The organism is Klebsiella sp. 1SOBk5mer (genome assembly GCF_046603115.1).
GTDB classification, from domain to species: Bacteria; Pseudomonadota; Gammaproteobacteria; order Enterobacterales; family Enterobacteriaceae; genus Klebsiella; species Klebsiella quasipneumoniae.
The window spans coordinates 242,918-266,560 of record NZ_JBKIUU010000004.1; the positions used below are offsets into that span (position 1 = coordinate 242,918).

Consider the following 23,643-nt stretch of genomic DNA (forward strand, 5'->3'; position numbering starts at 1 on the left):
CCTTTTTCCTGAGGCTCCTTCCATCACCTGTCATAGCGCGACGGGAGGGGCTTTCTACATCTGGAGATTTGACTATGAACGTTATTGCAATCATGAATCACATGGGGGTTTACTTCAAAGAAGAACCCATCCGTGAACTGCATCGTGCTCTCGAACGCCTGGACTTCCGCATTGTCTACCCGAACGACCGTGACGACTTATTAAAACTGATCGAAAACAACTCTCGTCTGTGCGGCGTGATCTTCGACTGGGATAAATACAATCTCGAGCTGTGCGAAGAAATCAGCAAAATGAACGAGTACATGCCGCTGTATGCGTTCGCTAACACCTACTCCACGCTGGACGTTAGCCTGAACGATCTGCGCATGCAGGTTCGCTTCTTCGAATATGCGCTGGGCGCTGCGGAAGATATCGCGAACAAAATCAAACAGAACACTGACGAATACATCGACACCATTCTGCCGCCGCTGACCAAAGCGCTGTTCAAATATGTGCGTGAAGGCAAATACACCTTCTGTACCCCGGGCCACATGGGCGGTACCGCCTTCCAGAAAAGCCCGGTAGGCAGCATCTTCTACGATTTCTTTGGCTCCAACACCATGAAATCCGATATCTCGATTTCGGTTTCTGAACTGGGTTCCCTGCTGGACCACAGCGGCCCGCACAAAGAAGCGGAAGAGTATATCGCTCGCGTATTTAACGCCGAACGCAGCTACATGGTGACCAACGGCACCTCGACCGCCAACAAAATCGTCGGTATGTACTCCGCGCCGGCCGGCAGCACCGTGCTGATTGACCGTAACTGCCACAAATCGCTGACCCATCTGATGATGATGAGCGACATTACGCCGATCTACTTCCGTCCGACCCGTAACGCCTACGGCATCCTCGGCGGTATCCCGCAGAGCGAATTCCAGCACGCGACTATCGCCAAGCGTGTGAAAGAGACGCCGAACGCGACCTGGCCGGTACACGCCGTTATCACCAACTCGACTTACGATGGTCTGCTGTACAACACTGACTTCATCAAGAAAACCCTGGATGTGAAATCCATCCACTTTGACTCCGCATGGGTGCCTTACACCAACTTCTCGCCGATCTATGAAGGCAAATGCGGGATGAGCGGCGGCCGCGTCGAAGGGAAAGTGATTTACGAAACCCAGTCCACGCACAAACTGCTGGCGGCGTTCTCCCAGGCATCGATGATTCACGTGAAAGGCGATGTTAACGAAGAGACCTTTAACGAAGCCTACATGATGCACACCACCACCTCCCCGCACTACGGGATCGTGGCGTCCACCGAAACCGCGGCGGCGATGATGAAAGGCAACGCCGGTAAGCGCCTGATCGACGGCTCTATCGAACGCTCCATCAAGTTCCGTAAAGAGATCAAACGTCTGAAAGGCGAGTCTGACGGCTGGTTCTTCGACGTATGGCAGCCGGAACATATCGACGGTCCTGAATGCTGGCCGCTGCGCTCCGACAGCGCATGGCACGGTTTCAAAAACATCGACAACGAGCATATGTATCTCGACCCGATCAAAGTCACTCTGCTGACCCCGGGGATGAAGAAAGACGGCACCATGGATGAGTTCGGTATTCCGGCCAGCATCGTGGCGAAGTATCTCGACGAACACGGCATCGTGGTGGAGAAAACCGGTCCGTACAACCTGCTGTTCCTGTTCAGCATCGGTATCGACAAAACCAAAGCGCTGAGCCTGCTGCGTGCGCTGACCGACTTCAAACGCGCGTTCGACCTGAACCTGCGGGTGAAAAACATGCTGCCGTCGCTGTACCGTGAAGATCCTGAATTCTATGAAAACATGCGTATTCAGGACCTGGCGCAGAATATTCACAAACTGGTTGAGCATCACAACCTGCCGGACCTGATGTTCCGCGCGTTTGAAGTGCTGCCATCCATGGTGATGACCCCGTATGCCGCGTTCCAGAAAGAGCTGCACGGTCAGACGGAAGAAGTGTACCTCGAAGAGATGGTCGGCCGCGTCAACGCCAACATGATCCTGCCGTATCCTCCGGGAGTGCCGCTGGTCATGCCGGGTGAAATGATCACCGAAGAGAGCCGTCCGGTGCTGGAGTTCCTGCAGATGCTGTGCGAAATCGGCGCCCACTATCCGGGCTTCGAAACCGATATCCACGGCGCCTATCGTCAGGCGGATGGTCGTTACACCGTTAAAGTGCTGAAAGAAGAGAATAACAAGTAATAGACGCACATCAGGGAAGTGGCTTGCCACTTCCCTTTTTCACGCTGCAAGGAGAACACATGAAAACACCCTCACAGCCGCGCGCGATTTACTACATCGTTGCGATCCAGATCTGGGAGTACTTCAGCTTTTACGGCATGCGCGCCTTACTCATCCTCTACCTCACCCACCAGCTTGGCTTCGACGACAGCCACGCCATCAGCCTGTTCAGCGCTTACGCCTCTCTGGTTTACGTTACCCCTATTCTTGGCGGCTGGCTTGCCGACCGCCTGCTCGGCAACCGCACGGCGGTGATTGCCGGGGCGCTGTTGATGACCCTCGGCCACGTGGTGCTGGGCGTTGAGTCGACCTCCGCATGGAGCCTGTACGTCGCGCTGGCGATCATTATCTGCGGCTACGGCCTGTTCAAATCCAATATCAGCTGCCTGCTTGGCGAACTTTACGCCCACGACGATCCGCGTCGCGACGGCGGCTTCTCGCTGCTGTACGCCGCCGGCAACGTCGGCTCCATCGCCGCGCCCATCGCCTGCGGGCTGGCGGCCCAGTGGTACGGCTGGCATATCGGCTTCGCCCTGGCGGGGATCGGGATGTTCATCGGCCTGATGATTTTCTTAAGCGGCAGCCGCCACTTCCGGCATACCCGCGGCGTCGATAAACCGGCGCTGCGGGCGGTGAAATTCGTGCTGCCGACCTGGGGCTGGCTGCTGGTGATGCTCTGCCTGGCGCCGGTGTTCTTCACGCTGCTGCTGCAAAACAACTGGTCCGGCTATCTGCTGGCGGTCGTCTGCCTGTTCGCCGCCCAGATGGTGGCGCGGATCATGATCAAAGCCCCGGAGCATCGTCGCGCGCTGTGGCAGATCGTCCTGCTGATGCTTGCCGGGACGCTGTTCTGGGTGCTGGCGCAGCAGGGGGGAAGCTCGATTAGCCTGTTTATCGATCACTTTGTTAACCGCCGCCTGCTGAACTGGGACGTGCCGACGGCGCTGTTCCAGTCGGTTAACGCGGTGGCGGTGATGGCGGCCGGCGTGGCGCTGGCGTGGCTGATGCGCCCGGAAGGCAGCGCGCGTTCGGTGCTGCGCGTCTGGTTGAAATTCGCTTTTGGCCTGCTGCTGATGGGCGGCGGCTTTATGCTGCTGGCGCTCAACGCCCGCCACGGCGCCGCTGAGGGTCAGGCCTCGATGGGCATGATGGTCGCTGGACTGGCGATGATGGGCTTTGCCGAACTGTTTATCGACCCGGTCGCGATGGCGCAAATCACCCGCCTGAACATGCCCGGCGTCACCGGGGTATTGACCGGTATTTATATGCTGGCCACCGGCGCGGTGGCCAACTGGCTGGCCGGCGTGGTCGCCCAGCAGACCACCGAATCGCAAATCAGCGATACGGCGATTGCCGCCTATCAGCATTTCTTCTCGCAGATGGGGGAATGGACCCTCGGCTGCGTGGCGGTGATGGTGGTTATCGCCTTTGCCGCAGCCTGTAGCGTCGGCAAACGCCGCGCGGCGGCTGGCGAGCTTCCCGGCGGCGGCGCCTAGCCCCGTCTGGCGACAGGTCCGGTTTACCGGGCTACAAAATCGTGCTGCCTGGTAGCCCGGCTAAGGAGTTTACGCCGCGAGCCGGGGATCGGTAACCCCAACAGTGGAGCGACAAGCCGCTCCTTGCACCGTTTACTGAACAGGAGGAGGATATTCTGGCAGGCGCGGAAGCCAACGATAAAAAATACCGTTAGTGAAGGCATAGCTGAGTGAGATCAGCTTGAAGAGAAGCCAGATTCGTTACTCTTGTTCTTCGGTGTAAAGCCGGAGACAGGCCGCGCGGAAGGGTGACCTGGTTCAATTTATCGAAGCTAGTTTGAAAGCAAGGTTATGAGGAACCCATATGTCTGAACAACAAGCACAAGGTGCCGATGAGGCCATTGACCTTAATAATGAACTGAAAACTCGTCGCGAAAAACTGGCTGCGCTGCGTGAGCAGGGCGTAGCTTTCCCCAACGATTTCCGTCGCGATCATACCTCTGACCAATTGCACGCTGAATTCGATGCGAAGGATAACGATGAACTCGCTTCCCTGAACGTTGAAGTTGCGGTGGCCGGCCGGATGATGACCCGCCGCGTGATGGGCAAAGCCTCCTTCGTCACCCTCCAGGACGTCGGCGGCCGTATCCAGCTGTACGTGGCCCGCGATGACCTGCCGGAAGGCGTCTACAACGAACAGTTTAAGAAATGGGACCTTGGCGACATCATCGCCGCCCGCGGCAAGCTGTTCAAAACGCAAACCGGCGAACTCTCCATCCACTGCACCGAGCTGCGCCTGCTGACCAAAGCCCTGCGCCCGCTGCCGGATAAATTCCACGGCCTGCAGGATCAGGAAGTCCGCTATCGCCAGCGCTATCTGGATCTGATCGCTAACGAAGAGTCGCGCCATACGTTCCGCATCCGCTCGCAGATCCTCGCGACCATGCGTCAGTTCATGGTAGCCCGCGGCTTTATGGAAGTGGAAACTCCGATGATGCAGGTGATCCCCGGCGGCGCTTCCGCCCGTCCGTTTATCACGCATCACAACGCGCTGGATCTCGATATGTACCTGCGCATCGCGCCGGAATTGTATCTGAAACGTCTGGTGGTCGGCGGCTTCGAACGCGTGTTTGAAATCAACCGTAACTTCCGCAACGAAGGGATCTCGGTACGCCATAACCCAGAGTTCACCATGATGGAACTGTACATGGCGTACGCGGACTACAAAGACCTGATCGAACTGACCGAGTCGCTATTCCGCACCCTGGCGCAGACGGTGCTGGGCAAAACCGAGGTGCCGTATGGCGACCAGGTGTTTGACTTCGGCAAGCCGTTTGAAAAACTGACCATGCGCGAGGCGATCAAAAAACATCGTCCGGAAACCAACATGGCGGATCTGGATAACTTCGACGCGGCGAAAGCGCTGGCGGAATCTCTCGGTATTCAGGTAGAGAAAAGCTGGGGTCTGGGGCGCATCGTCACCGAAATCTTCGACGAAGTGGCGGAAGCGCACCTCATCCAGCCGACCTTCATCACCGAATACCCGGCGGAAGTCTCCCCGCTGGCGCGCCGTAACGACGTCAACCCGGAAATCACCGACCGCTTCGAGTTCTTCATCGGCGGCCGCGAAATCGGTAACGGTTTCAGCGAGCTGAACGACGCCGAAGACCAGGCGCAGCGTTTCCAGGATCAGGTTAACGCCAAAGCGGCGGGCGATGACGAAGCGATGTTCTATGACGAAGACTACGTCACCGCGCTGGAGTACGGTCTGCCGCCGACCGCCGGTCTGGGCATCGGTATCGACCGGATGGTGATGCTGTTTACCAACAGCCACACCATCCGCGACGTGATCCTCTTCCCGGCGATGCGTCCGCAGAAGTAAACCGTTGCACTCCCTCCCGGCCTGCGCCGGGAGGTTCTTCCTGCATTATCCCCATCCTGTCGGCAGGGCAATGTTATTACAGGACTTTTTGCAACGTGCCGCGCTGGCTGCCGTTTGCCCATACGCCGTTAAAGGCGTCGTTCAGCGTAAAGGCTGAGCTTTTCACCCGGAACGTCAATTTACCCTGGCTGGCTTTCGCCTCCTCGACCAGATGACCATGGGTTTTCACCGTTTTAGCGGTGACGGTAATCTCATCAATTTTATTGCCATAGTCAGTATAAACATACCAGGTGCCCACCCAGGGGCCGAAGCCGCTGCTGGCCTGCTGCGCGGCGGCGGCATTCTCGGCTTTGGTTTTATGAATATCGCAGGTGGTTCCGTCGGTCATCTGCGTGCAACCGGAGCGTTCAAGCTGTTCCCGGTATTTCGCGCTAATGGCGTGGGCCGGCGCGGCGGCGACCAGCGCCAGGGTGAGGGTGGTGAAAAGCCAGGTCTTATTCATCTTATTGTTTCTCATCGCGATAGCGGCGCGCATTGTCATAAAGGTTGATATACATTGGTGCATTCTCCAGGGGCGTCCGAATAAATATAACCGCAGCCATTCCTGATAAATAACGAGCAGAAAGGAGAAGGGTTATTTATTTGTAAAAACATCATTGCCCTGAGCTTATTTATCACCGTACCTTCCCGCTGCATGTCATATTATTGCAGAGAGAATGTTAAGTAATTGATGTTTTAAAAGGGACTATTTGTCACTTACGCAAATAACAGCAGGCCAGGTCTGGGCGCAGGGCTAAAGCCCGCGCCGCTGCGGTGTTGAGATTTTTTCATATTGCTATCATCATATTTCGAATGAAAGGGATAACCTCTGAAGCGGGTTATTAAGCCAGTAATTTTTATCCGCAAAATAAGCCTGCGGCAAGCATTATTTCCATTTATTTTTCAGGGCTACTCGCGCCAGCGGATATTTCGTCCGCGGCAATGATGGATTTCCATCATTTCTCCGTTTTCATCGCTGGTCGTCGCCTGCTTATAGTGACGGCACACCAGACGACTGGCTGAAAAGGAGATAAACATGGCGACAGAGCACCTGCAGTGGGGCATTAGCCCCCTGTGCTGGACCAACGATGTGCTGGAGGATTTAGGCGGCGATATCCCTCTCGACACGTGTCTGCGCGAGGCGCGGGAGGCGGGGTTTCAGGGAATTGAGTTAGGGCGGAAGTTTCCCCGCCAGGCGGAGACATTGGGGCCTCTGCTGGCGGCGGCTGACCTGCGCCTGGCGTCAGGCTGGTACAGCGGCTTGCTGGCCGACCGCAGCGTGGAAGCGGAGCTGGAGGCGGTACGGGGCCACGCGCAGCTCCTGCAGCAGCTCGGCGCCAGGGTAATGGTCTATGGCGAGTGCGGGCAACTGCCCGGTGAAACGCCGCTTGATGAGCCGATCTCGCTCTCGCCGCCGTTAAGCCGCGTCAGCCTGACGGCGTATTGCCATAAGCTAAATACCTTTGCCGACCTGCTGCTGCGGGACTACGGCCTCCGGCTGGCCTATCACCATCATCTGATGATGCTGGTGGAGCACGACGACGAACTGGAGCGGTTTCTGTCCCAGACCCATGACAACGTCGGGCTGGCGTTTGATACCGGACACGCCTTCGTCGCCGGGGTCGATATCCCGCGCGTGCTGGAGAAATATGGCCACCGTATCCGCCATCTGCATCTGAAAGACGTCCGTCCGCAGGTGCTGGGGCGCCTGTATCGCGAAAACCTGAGCTTTAACGAGGCGGTGCGCGCCGGGCTGTTTACCATCCCTGGCGACGGCTGCATCGACTATGCGCCGATCCTCAACTTTGCCCGGGACAGCGACTACCGCGGCTGGCTGATTATCGAAGCAGAGCAGGACCCGGCGATGGCGCCGCCGTTTGCCACCGCTCGCCGCGCCTTCGCCTGGCTGGCGCACCACTTTTCGTCCCCGTCATCATCAGAGGAGCACGCATCATGAGCGCGCGGTTAAATATTGGTCTTATCGGCTCCGGTTTTATGGGCCAGGCGCACGCCGACGCTTACCGTCGCGCGGCCATGTTCTATCCCGGTCTGCCGAAGCGCCCCTATCTTTACGCGCTGGCGGATCAGGATCAGGCTTTGGCTGAACGTCATGCGGTGAAGCTGGGGGCGGAGAAAGCTTACGGTGACTGGCGCGAACTGGTGAACGATCCGCTGGTGGACGTGGTGGATATTACCTCGCCGAACCATCTGCACTACACGATGGCGATGGCGGCGATCGCGGCGGGTAAACATGTCTATTGCGAGAAACCGCTGGCGGTTAACGAGCAGCAGGCGCAGGAGATGGCGCAGGCGGCCCGGCGCGCGGGGGTGAAGACCATGGTGGCCTTTAACAACATTAAAACCCCGGCGGCGCTGCTGGCAAAGCAGCTTATCGCCCGGGGCGATATTGGCGAACCGGTGCGCTTTCGCGGCACCTTTGATCAGGGGTTTTATAACGACCCGAACCTGCCCTGGTCCTGGCGCTGCTCGAAAACCCTCGGCGGCAGCGGGGCGCTTGGCGACCTCGGCGCCCATACCCTGTCCGTCGCCCAGTTTTTGATGGGCGGGATCCGTGAAGTGACCGCCAGCGCGCAAACCTGCCTGCGCCAGCGTCCGGTGCCACAGACCGATGCCGGGTATGCCAGCCGGGTCGCGGCCGATGCCGAGTGGCGGGAAGTGGAAAATGACGATCAGGTTCAGTGCCTGGTCAATTTCGACAGCGGCGCCGCGGGGGTGATTGAGGCCTCGCGCATCGCCGCCGGGCGCATCTTCGGCGTGTTCTGGGAAGTCTCCGGCACCGAAGGCACGCTGTATATGGACGGGGAGCGCTTTAACGAACTGCAGGTGTATCGCTTCCGGGATGACAAACACGACCGCGGCTTTAAAACGCTGTATGCCGGGAGCCAGATCCCGGCCTATGCCGGCTTCTTCGGCTTCGATTTTGGCGGCGGCGGGCTGGGCTATTTTGACGTCAAGGTGATGGAAGTGCATGACCTGGTGCAGGGGATTTGTGGGGACGACGACTGCTATCCCAGCTTTGAATTTGGTTTACAGAATCAGCGCGTGCTGTCGGCGATTGAAGCCTCGATGGTCAGCCGTCGCTGGGTTAACGTGGTTAAGGATTAAGGAGCCGCTATGTTTCCCTCACAATTACCGACCCCGCGCCGCCCGGCGGCGCAGAGCATTCCCTCCCTGCGCTGGGGCATCATTGGTCCGGGCTGGATCGCCGAGCGCTTTGTGCACGCATTGAAAACCCAGAGCCGGCAGCAGGTGGTGGCCGTTGCCTCCCGCAGCCAGGCGAAGGCCGACCGGGTAGCTGCGGAATGGGGGATCCCCCAGGCTTACGGCCGGGTGGAGGAGATGCTGGCGCGTCCGGATATTGATGCGGTCTATATTGCGACGCCGCACAACCATCACTTTCCCGACGGCATGCAGGCGCTGAAGGCGGGCAAACACGTGCTGATAGAGAAGCCCTTCGCGCTCAACCTCGGCGAAGGAGGTGAACTGCAGGCCGAAGCCGCCCGCCAGGGGAAGCTGGCGCTGGAGGCGATGTGGTGCGATTACGCGCCGAAGTATGATGTGATCCGCCAGCTGCTGGAGGATGGGGTACTCGGCGACCTGCATACCCTGCTGGCCGATCACGGCGAGTATTTCACTACCGATCACCGCATCTTTAACGCCGACCTTGCCGGCGGGCCGATGATGGATCTCGGCAGCTATTTGACCTCGTTTGCGCTGATGGTGGGCGGCATGCCGCAGGAGATTGTCGCCCGCGGCCGCGCGACGGCGGAGGGGCTTAACGGCCAGACGTCAATGCTGTTCAGCTGGCGGAACGGGATGCAGGGGCTGTTAAACACGACGTTGTTCAGCAACACGCCGGGCGGGGCGGTGGTGGCCGGACGCCAGGCGACCCTGACGATCGACGGTCAGTTTTACGCCCCCGGCGGGTTCACGCTCGCCGCCAGCCAGGGCGGGCAGGCGCTGCGCTGGGAAGAGCCGCGCAATCGCTACGACCAGCTGTTCTGGCAGGCGGAGCATTTTGCCTGGTGCATCGGTCAGGGGCTGCGGGACTCGCCGCTGCGGCCGCTCAGTCAGGTGCTGCAGAATCTGCAGGTGATGGATGAGGTGCGGCGCCAGGTGGGTGCGGTGTTTAACGAAGAACGTTAAGGGGCCGGCCGGGCTTTGGTTTGCAGACAGCGCGCGCGTGCACGCCATTGCCCGGCACCGGGACGCGCACGGTGCCGGATATCTGCTGCCCGGCGGCGCGGCGCTTGCGCGGGCCTGGGATATCACTGCAACTGTGTGATATGGATGGTTATCATGCCCGTAGGCCGGGCAAGGCATTGCCGCCGCCCGGCATAAAGGCAGGTTCAGAGCCTGATAGCGGTTGCCACGCAACCACTCACCGACAGTCGTCAACGGCGACAAACTGGCCGCGCTGCAGAGACTGAACCGCCGCTTCGGCAATGGCCTGCGCCTGCAGGCCGTCCACCAGGCCGGGCAGGTCGGCCACGGTTTCACCATTCAGAGAGCGGATAAAGGCGTCAAGATGCTGGTAATAAGATCCTTGCACCCGGCTGAACCAGTCCGGCCACAGGCCTGGCTCAATGCGCTGATTGCCGCGCCATAGGGTAGGGCCCGCTGGCGACTGGCTGCCGGATTCCAGCGCGCCCTCTGCCCCCAGCAGGGTGATCCGTTCATCATACCCGTGGCCGGTGCGGCGGGTGTTGTCCAGCTGCGCCAGCGCGCCGCCGCGCATCTGCATCATCAGGATGGAAGTGTCGACATCGCCAAATTCGGCGATTTCCGGCAGGGCCAGCGCCGCGCCCATCGCCGCTACGGTATGCACTTCATCGCCGGTGAGAAAGCGCAGAAGATCGAAGAAATGGATCGCCTGATCGCGCATCTGACCGCCGGAGCTGCGCAGATAGTCGAGCGGCGGCATGCTGGAGGCGCGACAGACCATCTGCACCAGCTCGACCCTGCCGATCGCTCCCTGCTCCAGCTGGCGGCGCAACTGCTGATGGCTGCTGTCAAAGCGCCGGTTAAAGCCGACGGTGACCGGCACCTTAAGGGGAAGCACCCGCTCCACCACCTCGCGGGCGCGCGCCAGGGAAAGGTCGATCGGTTTTTCGCAATAGACCGCCTTGCCCGCCCGGGCGGCGGCTTCCAGCAGTTCGGCATGCGACGGGGTCGAGCTGGCGATCAGCACAGCGTCGATGGCGTCGCTACGGAGAGCCTCGCTCACCGTCACCGCCCGGGCGCCATAGCGGGCGGCCAGCGCCTGGGCACGCTCCGGCGCGACATCGGCCACCATCGTCAACTCGCTCCCGTCGTGACGGGCGAGGCTGGCGGCATGAACCTGACCGATAAAACCACTGCCTACCAGGGCAAAACGTTTGCACTTCATTTTATTCTCCAGAATGGCGAGGGGACGCTGCCACCATAATCGGTTTGCTAAACTCACTGACACTGCCGTTTTGATGTATTTCCATCATTGAAGAGAGGGGCGATGAAAAACATGTCACTGGCGATGCTGGCCAGACAGATTGGCGTCGGCGTGGCCACCGTTGACCGGGTGCTGAACGAACGCGGCGGCGTATCGCCGCAGACCACGCGCAAAGTGCTGCAGGCGGCGCGGGAGGCGGGGCTGAAGCGGATCCTGCCGGAGGAGCACCGCTTTCCCTGGCAGATTGAGCTCTTTCTCAGCAGCAATGACTCTTTCTTTTTTCCGCAGCTGGCGCAGGATTTCGCCGCCGTCGCGGATAGCCTCGGCTATCGTCGTCTGACCCTGCACCGCACCTTTGTCCCGGAGTCGCAGCCGGCGACCCTGGCCCGGCGCATTATGCGCAGCGGCCAGCAGCGTCAGGGGATCATCGTTTTCGGCAATGACCATCCTGTGGTGCATGACGCGCTGCGACGCTGTCGGGAAGCGGGCGTCCCCGTCATTACCCTGGCGACAGATCTGCCCGGCGCCGACCGGCTCTGCCACGTCGGGATCAATCAGTTGCAGGCTGGCCGCACGGCGGGGTTAATGATGGGGAGAATGACGCCGCGGCCCGGGGAGGTGCTGATGGTGAGCGGCCGGGAGGATTACAGCGCGCATCGCCTGCGCATCCAGGGGTTCCGCGAGGTGCTGAGCCAGCGCTTTCCCCATCTGCAGCTCAACGAGGTGCTGGCGGGCGAAGAGCGGCGGGAGCAGATCACCCGCCTGCTGGAGCAGGCCCTGTGCCGCAGCCGGCATATTGTCGGGATCTATAACACCGGACTTGGCAATACTCAGATTGCCGAGGCGCTGGCACGCCACCGCCGCGAAGGCGACGTCTGCTGGATCACCCATGAGCGCTACAATACCACCCGCCAGCAGCTGGCCAGGGGCAGCCTGGCGTTAACGCTCGATCAGAACACCCGCCAGCACGCCCAGCTGGCGATCGACCTGATGCTGCGCCATCTGGAGTCCGGCTATCAGCCGCAAACCTATGCCGACGGGAAAGTCGACTTTATCCTCTACAGCGCCGAGAACGTCGACTAAGGCGTGCGGCGCCTCCCTTCCTGACAACGCGGATCTCCCCGCCGGGTAAATGCCAACCCCGCCGGGGGCGATCGCTGTAAAGCGTTGTCTGCCTCTCATTTTTCGCTCATTTATGCAGCAATGTTAGATGTCTGTCAAAATTCTGTTACTGCATGGTTTTAAAATTTTCATTTCAGTTATTTACTTATAAAAGTTTCAAATGTCTTGTTAATGAAATAAATGGTCTGGAATTCATGGTGTGGCATAAATGGACTGATGTTTCAAAAAAGTGATGATAATACAGCCATTATTTGTGATTCCGATCACGACGAAATGCGGAAAACCCCGCAGCGCCGTCGCCGTCACAACAGACATTTGTCGCAATCTAACTGAAATTAATTTTTCATTTTGTTTCATTCACCGGCGTACCTACAAAATCAAGGATCAACTATGAATATTAAGAAAACGATTGTTGCCTCTTTGTTAGCCTGCATGCTGCCTGCGGTGGTTATGGCAAAAGATGTCTCCATTGGTGTCTCGATGGCGCTGTTTGACGATAACTTCCTGACGATCCTGCGTACCTCGATGCAAAAAGAGATGAAAAAAGACGGGGTGAAATCGCAGATCGAGGACGCGAAAGGGGATGTCTCCCAGCAGCTGCAGCAGGTGCAGAACTTTATCGGCCAGGGCGTGGACGCCATTATCGTCAACCCGGTGGATACCAACGCGGTGAAACCGATCATGGATCAGGCCACCAAAGCCGGGATCCCGCTGGTGTTTGTAAACCGTCGCCCGCAGGCGGAGCTGACCGACAAGATGGCCTATGTGGGGTCGGATTCGATTCTCGCCGGTCGTCTGCAGATGGAAGCGCTGGCGAAGGCGATGAACGGCAAGGGCAATGTGGCGATCCTGCTCGGCGACCTGGCGAATGAATCCACTCGCGACCGCACCAAAGGGGTGGAAGAGGTCGTGGCGAAATACCCGAACATCAAAATCGTGCAGAAGCAGACCGCGAAATTTACCCGCAATGACGCCGTGGATGTGGTCAGCAACTGGATGACCAGCGGCGAGGATATCCAGGCCATCGCCTCCAACAACGATGAAATGGCGATCGGCGCCCTGCAGGCGCTGGGTAAAAACCCGAACCATATTCTCATTGCCGGCGTGGATGGCACCCCGGATGCGCTGCAGATGCTGAAGAGCGGCAAGATGATCGCCACCATCTTCCAGGATGCGAAAGGCCAGGGCGAGGGCGCCGTAGACGCGGCCATTAAGCTGGCGAACGGCGAGAAAGTGGAAAAGATCATCGACGTGCCGTATCAGCTGATCACCAAAGAGAACATGGCTGAATTTACCAATCGTAATCAGAAATAATCCTGGCCAACCTGTGGTACGGAGGTGGATGTATGAACGCTTTTGCCCTTGAAGCCGAAGGTATCAGTAAGTTCTTCCCCGGCGTGAAGGCGCTCGACAATGTCTCATTACGCGTGCGCCCGGGAACGGTGCACGCCCTGATGGGCGAGAACGGCGCCGGTAAATCCACGCTAATGAAGTGCCTGATCGGTATCTATCGCCCGGATAAAGGATCGATTCGCGTAAAAGGTGAGCCGGTGGAGTTTACCGACACCATGGATGCGCTGCGCTCGGGGATCTCGATGATTCACCAGGAGCTGAATCTGGTGCCGCATATGACGGTGGCGGAGAATATCTGGCTGGGGCGCGAGCCGATGAAGTACGGCTTTGTCGACCACGGCCAGCTGACCCGCCAGACCCAGGCGCTGCTGGATAAGCTGAATATTCGCTTAACTGCCGACCGGCTGGTGGGCGACCTGAGCATCGCCGCCCAGCAGATGGTGGAGATTGCCAAAGCGGTCTCATGGAACGCGGATATTGTGATCATGGATGAGCCCACTTCGGCGCTGACCGAAGGCGAGGTGGCTCACCTGTTCACCATCATCCGCGACCTGCGGGCCCAGGGCAAAGCGATCATCTATATCAGCCATAAAATGGATGAGATCTTCGCGATCACCGATGAGATCAGCGTCTTTCGCGACGGCACCTGGGTGGGGAGCAAAAACACCACTGAATTTACCCGCCAGTCGCTGATCACCCAGATGGTGGGCCGCGAATTAACCCAGCTGTTCCCGAAATTTAATAACACCATCGGCGAAGAGGTGCTGACGGTGCGCAACCTGACGCGCCAGGGCGTGTTCCATGACGTCAGCTTTACCGTGCGTCGCGGCGAGATCCTCGGCGTGGCCGGGTTGGTGGGCGCCGGGCGCAGCGAGGTGATGGAAAGCCTGTTCGGTATGGAACACTTCGACAGCGGCGAAGTGCTGATCGACGGGGCGCCGGTGACCATTGATTCTCCCTCCGTGGCGATTGAAAAGGGGATGGCGTTATTAACCGAAGACCGCAAAAAGTCGGGCCTGTTTCTGGTGCTGTCAGTGCTGGAAAATATGAGTATCGTCAAAATGCCGGAATATATCGGCAAGAGCGGTTTTGTCCAGCACGTGAAAATGGCCGAAGACTGCATGGAGCAAATCCGCCGGCTCAATATTAAAACGCCGACGATGGATCAAATTATTAATAACCTCAGCGGGGGGAATCAGCAAAAAGTCCTGATTGCGCGCTGGCTGTTAGCGCAACCGAAAATCTTAATTCTCGATGAGCCGACCCGCGGCATCGACGTCGGGGCGAAGGCGGAAATTTATCATCTTATCAGTGAACTGGCGAACCGGGGGGTGGCGGTCATTATGGTCTCCTCTGAGCTGCCGGAAATCCTTGGCATGAGTGACCGGGTCATGGTGATGCATGAAGGTCGTATCACCGGCATCCTGGAAAAAGACGAAGCCGACCAGGAAACCATTTTGTCGTTGGCATCCCATTGAGGCACAGAGAATGAGTAATATGAAATTAACGGCGGCTCCGGCCAGCGAGGGTTCCTCCTTCTTCGCTAATTTGCGGCATAAAATGCCGAAAGATACCGGCATCTTTGTGGTGATGCTGGTGATTGCCCTGACATTTGAAATCGCCGGCTGGTATGTTCGCGACCAGTCGTTCCTGCTCAATACCAACCGCCTGGTGCTGATTGTGCTGCAGGTGGCGATCATCGGCATCATCGCCGTCGGCGTCACCCAGGTGATCATCACCACCGGGATTGACCTCTCCTCCGGCTCGGTTATCGCCCTCGCGGCGGTGGTGGCGGCGAGCCTGGCGCAAACCTCCGACAGCCTGTCGCCGATGTTCCCGGCGCTGGTCAACCTGCCGGCGGTGATCCCGATTTGCGCGGGGATCGGCGTCGGCCTGCTGTGCGGGCTGACCAACGGTTTCCTGGTGACGCGAACCGGTATCCCGCCGTTTATCGCCACCCTCGGGATGATGGTCTCGGCGCGCGGTCTGGCGCAGTATTACACTCAGGGCAATCCGATAAGCTTCCTCTCCGACAGCTTTACGGCGATAGGCCAGGGGGCGATGCCGGTGATCATCTTCTTCGTGATCGCCGCGGTGTTTCACATTGCGCTGAAGCATACCCGGTATGGCAAATATGTGTATGCCATCGGCGGCAACATGACCTCGGCCAAAGTGTCCGGCATCAACGTGAATAAGTACCTGGTGATTGTCTACACCATCGCCGGGGCGCTCTCCGGGCTGGCGGGGGTGGTGCTGGCGGCGCGCGTCAGCAGCGGCCAGTCCAGCATGGGGATGTCCTACGAGCTGGACGCGATTGCCGCAGCGGTGATCGGCGGCAGCAGCTTAATGGGCGGGGTGGGGCGCATTACCGGCACCCTGATTGGCGCGATGATCCTTGGCCTGATCAAGAGCGGATTTACCTTTGTCGGCGTCGATGCCTACGTGCAGGATATTATTAAAGGGATCATTATCGTCGCGGCGGTGACCATCGACATGCGCCGTAACCGGAAAAAACACTAATCTTATCAACTGGCGGCAACGGCGAAGCGCGTCGTTGCCGCCAGCCCTGTCCAGAAATAAACAAAATACTCCCCGCCTGGCGCCGGCTGTCTATTTTTCCCGCGCTGCGCATCCTGTACAGTTTCGCGACTTTTGTTGTCCATTCGCCAGGGGGCCACGCCTTGCCCCCTGGTTTCTGGAGTCGTATGAATACACCATCCATAGGCAAATCCTCGCCGGTCTGGCGACCGGGAAGAAGGGGCGTGATCGTCACGCTGCTCGTTGGCCTGGCGATCCTGATCATCGGCCGGGGCGGGCATTTTCTGGCCAGAGAGGTTTGCCGCGAAATGTATACCCGTCAGCTGGAGAAGGATGCGCAGTGGGTAGCGTCACGCCTCGAACGGCGGATGAACACGCCGGCGCGGCAGCGGGAAGCCACCTGGCCGCTGGCGGTAATGCGCGCGGATCTCTATGCCCTGGCCCGGCAGCGACATTATCAGCTGCTGCTGGTAAATAGCGACGGGCATCTGCTGGCGGCATCGCATGCGCTGCCGGCCAGCGTGCTGGCCCAGGTTCAGGCGCAATTTCCCAGGGAGATGCAGCCGCCGCTGTTCGGCAGCCATTACCAGACCATTCAGCCCTTCGCCCCGCATCAGCGGATGTTAAGCCGGGCGCTGAACGGCAATGCGGGCCTGGCGGGCTGGAATCTCGTGATGCTGGCGCCGGACGGCGGATTGCCCTCGCTGCTGATGGCTTACCGTTGGCCGGTCACGATTGGCCTCGGCGCGGTGCTCGCCGGCACGCTGCTGGCGGTGAGGCGGGCGGCGCGCGCCCGGCGAAAACGCTAATTGCCGACGGCGCCGTCAGGCATGGCGAAACTGCAGGGTGGCGGGCAGATAGCGCTGGAGCGGCTCCGGCGCCTGGCCGTCGATCAGCTGGCTGAGCAGATCGTAGCAGTGCCAGGCCAGCTGGCGATTATCCTGTTGCACGGTATCAATGCGCAGGGAAAGTGAATCGTACAGATAGTGATCGTCGAAGCTGGCGAGATGAATATTGGAGTCCAGCAGATGGTGCTGGCTCATATAGCGCAGGACCCCTTCGAGCAGGCCGCAGGCCGCGGTGAACAGCGCTTTCGGCGGCCGGCCCAGCCGCGCGCAGAGCGCGGCGAACATCTCATAGCCGGAGCTGGGGTGATAGTTGCCGTTGATCACCCACTCGGGACGCAGCGTGACCCCCGCCTGAGCCAGGCCCTGGGTGAATCCCGCCAGCCGGTCGCGCGATGGCGATAGCCGCGGCTGGCCGCCGAGAAACCAGAACTCGTCCGCATGCTGAGGGGCGATGCGGGAGATCAGCTCGGCCGTTGGGGTGACCGAGTCGGTCATCACCAGCGGCAGGGCGCTGTCGCTGGGGGAGCGGTCAAACAGCACCACCGGCAGCTGTTCGCTGAGCTTCAGGTAGTCGGCATCGCTGTGCATGCACGAGGCGACGATCAGGCCGTCGACCTGGCGGGCAATCATGTTATTGACCACCACGCTCTCCTGGCCGGGGTTTTCGTCGGTGCAGGAGATAAGCAGCTGCACGCCGGCTTCCCGGCAGAGCGTCTCAAGCTCATGGGAGAAAACGGCAAACCCGTAGTTGGTGATTTCCGGCACCACCAGGCCAATGGTATGGCTGCGGTTATCGCGCAGCGAGCGCGCGTGAATGCTGGGTTGATAGTGCTGCTCGCGGGCGATCGCCAGCACGCGCTCGCGCGTCTCCTGCGCCACGCGCAGCTCTTTGCCACGACCGTTAAGCACCAGACTGGCGGTCGCTTTGGAGACGCCCGCCAGTTCGGCGATATCTTTGATAGTTACGCGTTTGGTTTTCATCAGCACCCGGGAGCCTGAAAGCAAAACGGTTATTCTACCATGCATGGCCGCAGCAGCCAGCGGCAGAATGCCACCGGCGTCGCACCGCTGAAGATTAACTGCCCCGGATAGCCCGGGAAGAAGCGGCTGCTCATCACCCCTTCGCCATCGTTGATGAAAATCTCCACGCTGGAGCGGTCGATAAAGATCTGCAGGCGCCGCGCCTCGCCGCGCCAGTAGCGGTGATGCATCTCCGCCGTCTGCAGCCCGCGGCGCGACAGGCGCAGGCCGTCGCGGTTAACGGTGAGCTGCAGGGCGCCGGCAAAATCCAGCCCCAGCGTGCTGTTGGGGGCGATGTCAAAGGCCAGCTCCATCGGGGCGAGGGGCAGGGTCTGTCCGCGCCAGCCCTCGGCTTCGCCGCGCAGGGCGGCCAGCTCGCGCAGCGGGCGCTGATACAGGGTGCCCGCCTGCCACTCCAGCTCGCGCACGCAGGTCATCTGGTGGATCCACCCCTGCGCGCGGGTGGGTTGATGCATCTCTTCCCCGTCCGGGACGCCCATCCAGCCGACCAGCAGGCGGCGGCCATCCTCGGCCAGCATGGTTTGCGGCGCGTAGAACTCAAATCCGCTGTCCAGCTCGTGCAGCGGACCATGGTCGAAGGCGCCGCGTTCGGCGTCGAAACGGCCTGCCATCCACACCGCCGGATAGGTATTGAGAAAGCGCTGCGCTTCGCGGGCCAGCCCCTGCGGGCAGCAGATCAGCAGGTGGGTGTCCGCCAGCGGAAACAGGTCCGGGCACTCCCACATGTAGCCGCCGTTCGCCAGGCCGTTAACGTCATGCCCGGCTATCTCGCCCACCAGGCGCCAATCCCGCAGGTCGCTGGCGGTAAACAGCAGCACTTTGCCGCGCTGTTGCACATCCTGCGCCCCGAGGACCATGTACCAGCGCCCGTCCTGTCGCCACACTTTAGGGTCGCGCACATGGCCGGTATAGCCTTCCGGCAGCGGCAGCACCGGCCCCAGCTTGCGGAAGGTGCCATCGGCATTTTCCGTCGCCAGACATTGCCAGGCGGTGCGCCCGCCGTCGGGGAATTTCACGTTGCCGGTATAGCACAGGGTCAGGGCGCCCTCGAACTCGACCGCGCTGCCGGAGTAGCAGCCGTTGCGGTCATACTCTTCATCCGGCATCAGGGCGATAGGTTCATGCCGCCAGTGCAGCAGATCGGCTGAGCTCCAGTGTCCCCAGCACTTGTAGGTGTGGTCGCAGGCGAGCGGGTTCCACTGATAAAACAGGTGGTAACGCCCGGCGACCTGGCAAAAGCCGTTGGGATCGTTCAGCAGTCCGCTGACCGGCGCCAGATGCCATTGCGGGTAATGGCTGTCGGCCAGCGCCTGCGGCTGGCCCTGCATAACGGCCTGCAGGATCGCAGGCAGGCGTGACGGTAATGACATTATTCAGCGTCCGTTTTGTATTTCAGCGTCAGAGAGAGCGTGAAGGCCACGGCGAAGGCGATCGCCATCCCGATAATGTAGTTCAGCAGCGAGCTGGCCTGCACGATGGCCATTCCCGGGATCGCCGTTAGGCCCACCGCGGTCATGTAGACGTGCATCGATACCACCCAGGCGCCGCCAGCGGCACCGCCCACCAGCGCGGCGATGAACGGTTTCACAAAGCGCAGGTTAATCCCGAAGATTGCCGCCTCGGTGATCCCCAGCATCGCCGAAAACGCCGACGGCAGGGTGATAGCTTTGATTTTGGCATCTTTGGTTTTAAACCACACCGCAAAGCAGGCGCCGCCCTGGGCGACGTTGGCCATGGCCCAGATCGGCAGCAGGAAGTTGACGCCGATCGACGGATTGCCGAGCAGGCCCGCCTCGATGGCATGGAAGCTGTGATGGATACCGGTAATGACGATCACCGAATAGAGGCCGCCAAACAGCAGGCCCGCCAGCCAGCCGGCGTGGCTGATAAGCGTGCTGAGGATAAACGAAATGCCGTCGCCGAGCGCGCGGCCGGCCGGGCCGATTAGCAGCAGGGCGATAAAGCCGGAGATAATCACCGTCAGGAACGGCGTGAGGATCAGATCCAGCGCGTCAGGGATAATGCGGCGCAGCCGTTTCTCGACAAGGCTCATAAACCACACCGCCAGCAGCACCGGGAAGACCGTGCCCTGATAGCCGATCATCGCCACTTCGATGCCGAAGAAATTCATGGTGTGGAAGCCGGCGGCGACGCCCCAGGCGTTGGTCAACGCCGGGTGGGTGAGGATCCCGCCGAGGGTCGCGCCCAGATAAGGGTTACCGCCAAATTCGCGGGCGGCGGTAAAGCCGATCAGGATCGGCAGAATGATAAACGCCGCCGAGCTGCACATATCCAGCATGATATAGATAGCGTTGCCCGGGTCGACCCAGCCGTAGGTTTTCACCATCCCCAGCAGGCCCATCAGCAGGCCGGAGGCGACGATGGCCGGAATAATCGGCACGAAGATGTTGGACAGCAGGCGGGCGATGCGCTGGAACGGGTTCAGCTTTTTCGCCGCCAGGTCGGCGGCTTCGGATTTGCTCGATTCGCTGATGCCCGCCGCCTGGATAAAGGCGGCATAGACTTTATTGACCACCCCGGTGCCGAAGATGATCTGCATCTGGCCGGCATTGCGAAAGCAGCCTTTCACGCCGTCGATTTTGCCAATCGCCTGCTGGTCGGCGAGCGCGTCGTCGACCAGCACCAGCCGCAGGCGGGTGGCGCAGTGCGCGGCGCTGGCGATATTTTCCTTGCCGCCCAGCAGGGGAAGCAGTGAGCGGGAAATCTGTTCAAAATCCATAGTACCCTCTGAATGCATGATGATATGGCGTGGGCGGCGCCGGCCGTGGCAGGCACCGCGAACCTTATATTTATGTGTGACTTACCCTGTCGTCCGGGTTCACGTCAGAACCAGGTCTCCATTTGCATACCGAACGACCATTCGCCGCCCGATTTGAATCCGTTGCTGCCTAACGCGTCGTCGTTGGCGTAGTTATCCAGCTTTTTGCTCCAGTCCATCCACGAGGTGTAGAAGCGGATCTCCGGACGCGAGAAGAAGTCACCGATGCTGCCGACCTTGAAGGTCGGGGCGAAGGTCAGCTTGTAGAAGCTGCCGTTGACCGCATGGCGATCGTTGTAGCCTTCAGGCTGCAGATCCATGTACTGATAGCTGCCCTCCCAGGCGAGGGCGAAGTTCTGCGTGACCTCCTGAATCAGACGCAGGTTGAGAGTGGCCCACTGATAGCTGTCGCCATCGACATAGCGGTCTTTACTGCTCTGCGCCAGCACGGCCGGGGCAATAAACCAGCGATCGCTCAGCGGCGTGGTGCCGTAGCTGGCGAAACGCCAGGTATTGGCCCCCGGTCGCAGCGCGCCGTCGGAGCCGATGCCTTTAACCTCGGCGCCCAGTCCGTGGCCATACAGCAGGGCCGTTTTGCTGGTCCCGTCGCGCAGGCCATAGAAGCTCTCATTGTGCAGACCCAGCAGGGCATGAACCCCGGTGTTAGCGGCATCGCCTTTCACCAGATTGCCGTTCGCGTCCTGGCGGTCGTCATTATCTTTCGCCCGCATCCCGCTGACCATCATCTGCACCGGGCCGGCAAAGTTATTCATGCTGACGATATAGTTCTGCACGCTGTTGCTGCTGTCGGCGATATCGCCAAAGTTGCGGCCATATAACGAGAAGTTGCTGCGCAGGCTGTCGTTCCACTTCACGTCGTAGATCCCGCCGCCGGTCCCGGCGAGGAACACCACATCCGAGTCAACCCAGTGGATGTCGAAGTTGTCGCGGTCAAAGCGTTTCCCGGCCCACAGGGTCGAGCCTTTGAACGGACCCTCGAAGGTCGGCAGGTTGCCCAGCTCGACGAACGCCTGGCGCACGTTCAGGTCGCTGCTGCTCGCCGTCCAGTCGTTATAGGTAGTTTGCCCGTCGGCCACCATCACTTTAAAACGGGTGGTCGCCCCGTTGTCCAGGGTCTGCTTATGTTCGAGGTTCATTTCCACATAGGTGTCGGCCTGGTTGCCAAGACGACCAATGGCGCCGCCGGTCTCCCCGGCGGGGGTCATATAGGCCCCGGATTTCGTGCTGGCGGCGGAGTCGTTCATGATCACCCCGGAGCGGGCGTAGCCGTGGAACTCAAAGCCGCCGGGCCGTTCGGCTTTTTCTTCCAGTTGGGTGGTGCGCTTGGCCACCTGCTGGGTGGTGGCCTGGGTTTGCTGCTGCTGCTGGGTTAGCTGCTGAACTTTCTGCTCCGCTGAGGCGGCGCGGCTTTCGGCGGTACTGGCGCGGGTCTCGGCATCCTGCAGACGTTTTTCCAGGGCGGCGAGACGCGCTTCAATGCTGTTCAGGTCTGTCTGCCCATGGGCGGCGGCGGCGCCGGTTAGCAAAGCAATAAGAATGGCTAACTTCCGTTTTTTATACATGTTGGTGACATCCAAAGGTAAATCAGTGAGTGTGCTAACGTTTGCTAAACCGGTTTAGTTGATATGGTAAACATGTCGGTAACGCAGTGAAAATAAAAATTGCTAAACCGGTTTAAGAATTGTGATGTCGCCAGCAAAGTGGGCCGTTAGCCGGCCCAACGGGATCACAGCGAGCGCTGAAGATCCTCCCTGTAGGGCAGGGCGGTCATGGCGCCTTTGGCGGTGGTGGCCAGCGCGCCGCAGGTTTGCGCCAGCGCGAGGTCCGGCGCCAGGGCGGCGAGGTTGTCAGGGATGCCGTGGGCGGCGAGCCCGGCGAGCAGCCCGGCGACAAAGGCATCGCCGGCGCCGGTGGTATCGACGGCCACTACCGGGCGGGCGGGGAAGTGGCTAACCTGCCCGCGCAGCGCGGCCTGGACTCCCGCTTTGCCCTGGGTGACCAACAGCAGCGTCGGCTGGAAGCGGGCGTTCAGCCGGGCGATGCCGCTGACGATGTCGTCGCTGCCGCTGATAAAAGCCAGCTCCTCTTCCGACAGTTTTATGGCGTCGGCGAGGGCCAGCGCCCGGTCGAGACAGTCGCGCAGCTCCTGCGGATCCTGCCACAGGTCGCTACGGATATTGGGGTCGAAGCTGACATAGCCCCCGGCGCGCTTTATCGCCTCCATCGCCGCGAATGCCGTGCTGCGGCTCGGTTCCGCGCTGAGGGCGATAGAGCAGACGTGCAGCCACTGGCCGGCGGCGAACGGCGGAAGATCCTCAGGCGCAAGAAACAGGTCGGCGCTCGGGCGGACCATAAAGGTAAAGGTGCGCTCCCCGTGCCGATCGAGATCGACCACCACCGTGGAGGTGCGCTGCGTCGCGTCGAGGCGCATAAAATCCACATCGACCTGCTCCTGCGCCAGGGTGTGGCGCATAAAGCGACCGAACGGATCGTCGCCGACGCGGCCGATAAACCCGCTGTCGCCGCCGAGCCGCGCCACGCCGACCGCGACGTTGGCCGGCGCGCCGCCGGGGCATTGCAGCAGGCGGCCCTCTCCGTCGGGCAGGAGATCGACGACCGCATCGCCGAGTACCCAGATTTTACCATTCATAGGACAGCTCCTCTTAGCTAAACTTTGTTAAACCGGTTTAGCTAATTAAAGCACAGCCTGGCGGCAAGCGGAACGATTGGTGGATGAAAGGGCGGGGCGAGGGTAAAAAATGTGAGCCAGGCGGAATATTTCGCCACTCCAGATCTGGACTTTTCCTTCCTGACCCGCTTAGGTATAGTTCCACA

At 60.1% G+C, this 23,643-nt stretch carries 18 protein-coding genes and 1 pseudogene; 11 read left to right on the forward strand and 8 right to left on the reverse strand.

The annotated features are described in order from the left end of the window. Positions 1–74 precede the first annotated feature (74 nt). From cadA to lysS, 3 genes are all read left to right on the forward strand, one after another. Positions 75–2,222, forward strand: a complete 2,148-nt coding sequence (gene cadA / locus ACLH1U_RS12190) for a lysine decarboxylase CadA (RefSeq protein WP_023288680.1) — start codon at positions 75–77, stop codon at positions 2,220–2,222. 59 nt (positions 2,223–2,281) lie between these two features. Beyond that, positions 2,282–3,757 carry a dipeptide permease DtpD gene (gene dtpD / locus ACLH1U_RS12195; protein ID WP_044521382.1) on the forward strand — a complete coding sequence of 492 codons (1,476 nt, stop codon included), beginning with the start codon at positions 2,282–2,284 and terminating at the stop codon, positions 3,755–3,757. A gap of 343 nt (positions 3,758–4,100) precedes the next feature. Continuing rightward, positions 4,101–5,618 (forward strand): lysine--tRNA ligase, encoded by a 1,518-nt coding sequence (gene lysS / locus ACLH1U_RS12200; protein WP_004202393.1) that lies wholly within the window; start codon positions 4,101–4,103, stop codon positions 5,616–5,618. A 76-nt stretch (positions 5,619–5,694) separates the two neighbouring features. Here the strand turns inward: lysS and ACLH1U_RS12205 are convergent, their stop codons facing one another. After that, on the reverse strand, positions 5,695–6,120 hold the full coding sequence (locus tag ACLH1U_RS12205) for a hypothetical protein (RefSeq protein WP_032429107.1): 426 nt from the start codon (positions 6,118–6,120) through the stop codon (positions 5,695–5,697). Between the two features lie 446 nt (positions 6,121–6,566). Further along, a complete protein-coding gene (locus ACLH1U_RS12210) occupies positions 6,567–6,695 on the reverse strand; it encodes a hypothetical protein (RefSeq protein ID WP_254915157.1) in 129 nt (42 codons plus the stop codon). Here ACLH1U_RS12210 and iolE point away from each other — a divergent pair. Genes iolE through ACLH1U_RS12225 form a run of 3 tightly spaced genes read left to right on the forward strand, consistent with a single transcriptional unit; the run spans position 6,694 to position 9,824 of the window. After that, positions 6,694–7,614, forward strand: a complete 921-nt coding sequence (gene iolE / locus ACLH1U_RS12215) for a myo-inosose-2 dehydratase (RefSeq protein WP_064157809.1) — start codon at positions 6,694–6,696, stop codon at positions 7,612–7,614. The genes ACLH1U_RS12210 and iolE overlap by 2 nt on opposite strands. Beyond that, on the forward strand, positions 7,611–8,783 hold the full coding sequence (locus ACLH1U_RS12220; protein ID WP_105490865.1) for a Gfo/Idh/MocA family protein: 1,173 nt from the start codon (positions 7,611–7,613) through the stop codon (positions 8,781–8,783). The genes iolE and ACLH1U_RS12220 overlap by 4 nt, the downstream gene beginning before the upstream one ends. A 9-nt stretch (positions 8,784–8,792) precedes the next feature. After that, entirely contained in the window at positions 8,793–9,824 is a 1,032-nt protein-coding gene (locus ACLH1U_RS12225; protein ID WP_032454325.1) for a Gfo/Idh/MocA family protein, read from the forward strand. A gap of 235 nt (positions 9,825–10,059) precedes the next feature. Here the strand turns inward: ACLH1U_RS12225 and ACLH1U_RS12230 are convergent, their stop codons facing one another. Next, positions 10,060–11,067 carry a Gfo/Idh/MocA family oxidoreductase gene (locus tag ACLH1U_RS12230; RefSeq protein ID WP_060589562.1) on the reverse strand — a complete coding sequence of 336 codons (1,008 nt, stop codon included), beginning with the start codon at positions 11,065–11,067 and terminating at the stop codon, positions 10,060–10,062. Between the two features lie 102 nt (positions 11,068–11,169). Here ACLH1U_RS12230 and ACLH1U_RS12235 point away from each other — a divergent pair, with 102 nt between their 5' ends. The 5 genes and pseudogenes from ACLH1U_RS12235 (at position 11,170) to ACLH1U_RS12255 (ending at position 16,896) form a co-directional block, all read left to right on the forward strand. Next, positions 11,170–12,189 (forward strand): LacI family DNA-binding transcriptional regulator, encoded by a 1,020-nt coding sequence (locus ACLH1U_RS12235; protein WP_023288687.1) that lies wholly within the window; start codon positions 11,170–11,172, stop codon positions 12,187–12,189. Between the two features lie 429 nt (positions 12,190–12,618). Next, positions 12,619–13,542 (forward strand): sugar ABC transporter substrate-binding protein, encoded by a 924-nt coding sequence (locus tag ACLH1U_RS12240; RefSeq protein ID WP_002892597.1) that lies wholly within the window; start codon positions 12,619–12,621, stop codon positions 13,540–13,542. A 32-nt stretch (positions 13,543–13,574) separates the two neighbouring features. Next, positions 13,575–15,059 (forward strand): sugar ABC transporter ATP-binding protein, encoded by a 1,485-nt coding sequence (locus ACLH1U_RS12245; protein ID WP_101862668.1) that lies wholly within the window; start codon positions 13,575–13,577, stop codon positions 15,057–15,059. A gap of 19 nt (positions 15,060–15,078) precedes the next feature. Continuing rightward, positions 15,079–16,101, forward strand: coding sequence for an ABC transporter permease (locus ACLH1U_RS12250; RefSeq protein WP_004152946.1), 1,023 nt, complete (start codon positions 15,079–15,081; stop codon positions 16,099–16,101). A 185-nt stretch (positions 16,102–16,286) separates the two neighbouring features. Further along, positions 16,287–16,896 (forward strand): annotated as a pseudogene (locus ACLH1U_RS12255) (hypothetical protein). A gap of 47 nt (positions 16,897–16,943) precedes the next feature. Here ACLH1U_RS12255 and ACLH1U_RS12260 read toward each other — a convergent pair. The 5 genes from ACLH1U_RS12260 to ACLH1U_RS12280 form a co-directional block, all read right to left on the reverse strand. Beyond that, positions 16,944–17,954 (reverse strand): LacI family DNA-binding transcriptional regulator, encoded by a 1,011-nt coding sequence (locus ACLH1U_RS12260; RefSeq protein WP_017898803.1) that lies wholly within the window; start codon positions 17,952–17,954, stop codon positions 16,944–16,946. Between the two features lie 23 nt (positions 17,955–17,977). Further along, a complete protein-coding gene (locus ACLH1U_RS12265) occupies positions 17,978–19,378 on the reverse strand; it encodes a sucrose-6-phosphate hydrolase (RefSeq protein WP_044521387.1) in 1,401 nt (466 codons plus the stop codon). Next, on the reverse strand, positions 19,378–20,748 hold the full coding sequence (locus ACLH1U_RS12270) for a sucrose-specific PTS transporter subunit IIBC (RefSeq protein ID WP_023288691.1): 1,371 nt from the start codon (positions 20,746–20,748) through the stop codon (positions 19,378–19,380). The genes ACLH1U_RS12265 and ACLH1U_RS12270 overlap by 1 nt, the downstream gene beginning before the upstream one ends. A gap of 104 nt (positions 20,749–20,852) precedes the next feature. Next, on the reverse strand, positions 20,853–22,370 hold the full coding sequence (locus tag ACLH1U_RS12275) for a carbohydrate porin (RefSeq protein ID WP_049013605.1): 1,518 nt from the start codon (positions 22,368–22,370) through the stop codon (positions 20,853–20,855). 164 nt (positions 22,371–22,534) lie between these two features. Then, on the reverse strand, positions 22,535–23,458 hold the full coding sequence (locus ACLH1U_RS12280) for an aminoimidazole riboside kinase (RefSeq protein WP_050533039.1): 924 nt from the start codon (positions 23,456–23,458) through the stop codon (positions 22,535–22,537). Positions 23,459–23,643 lie beyond the last annotated feature (185 nt).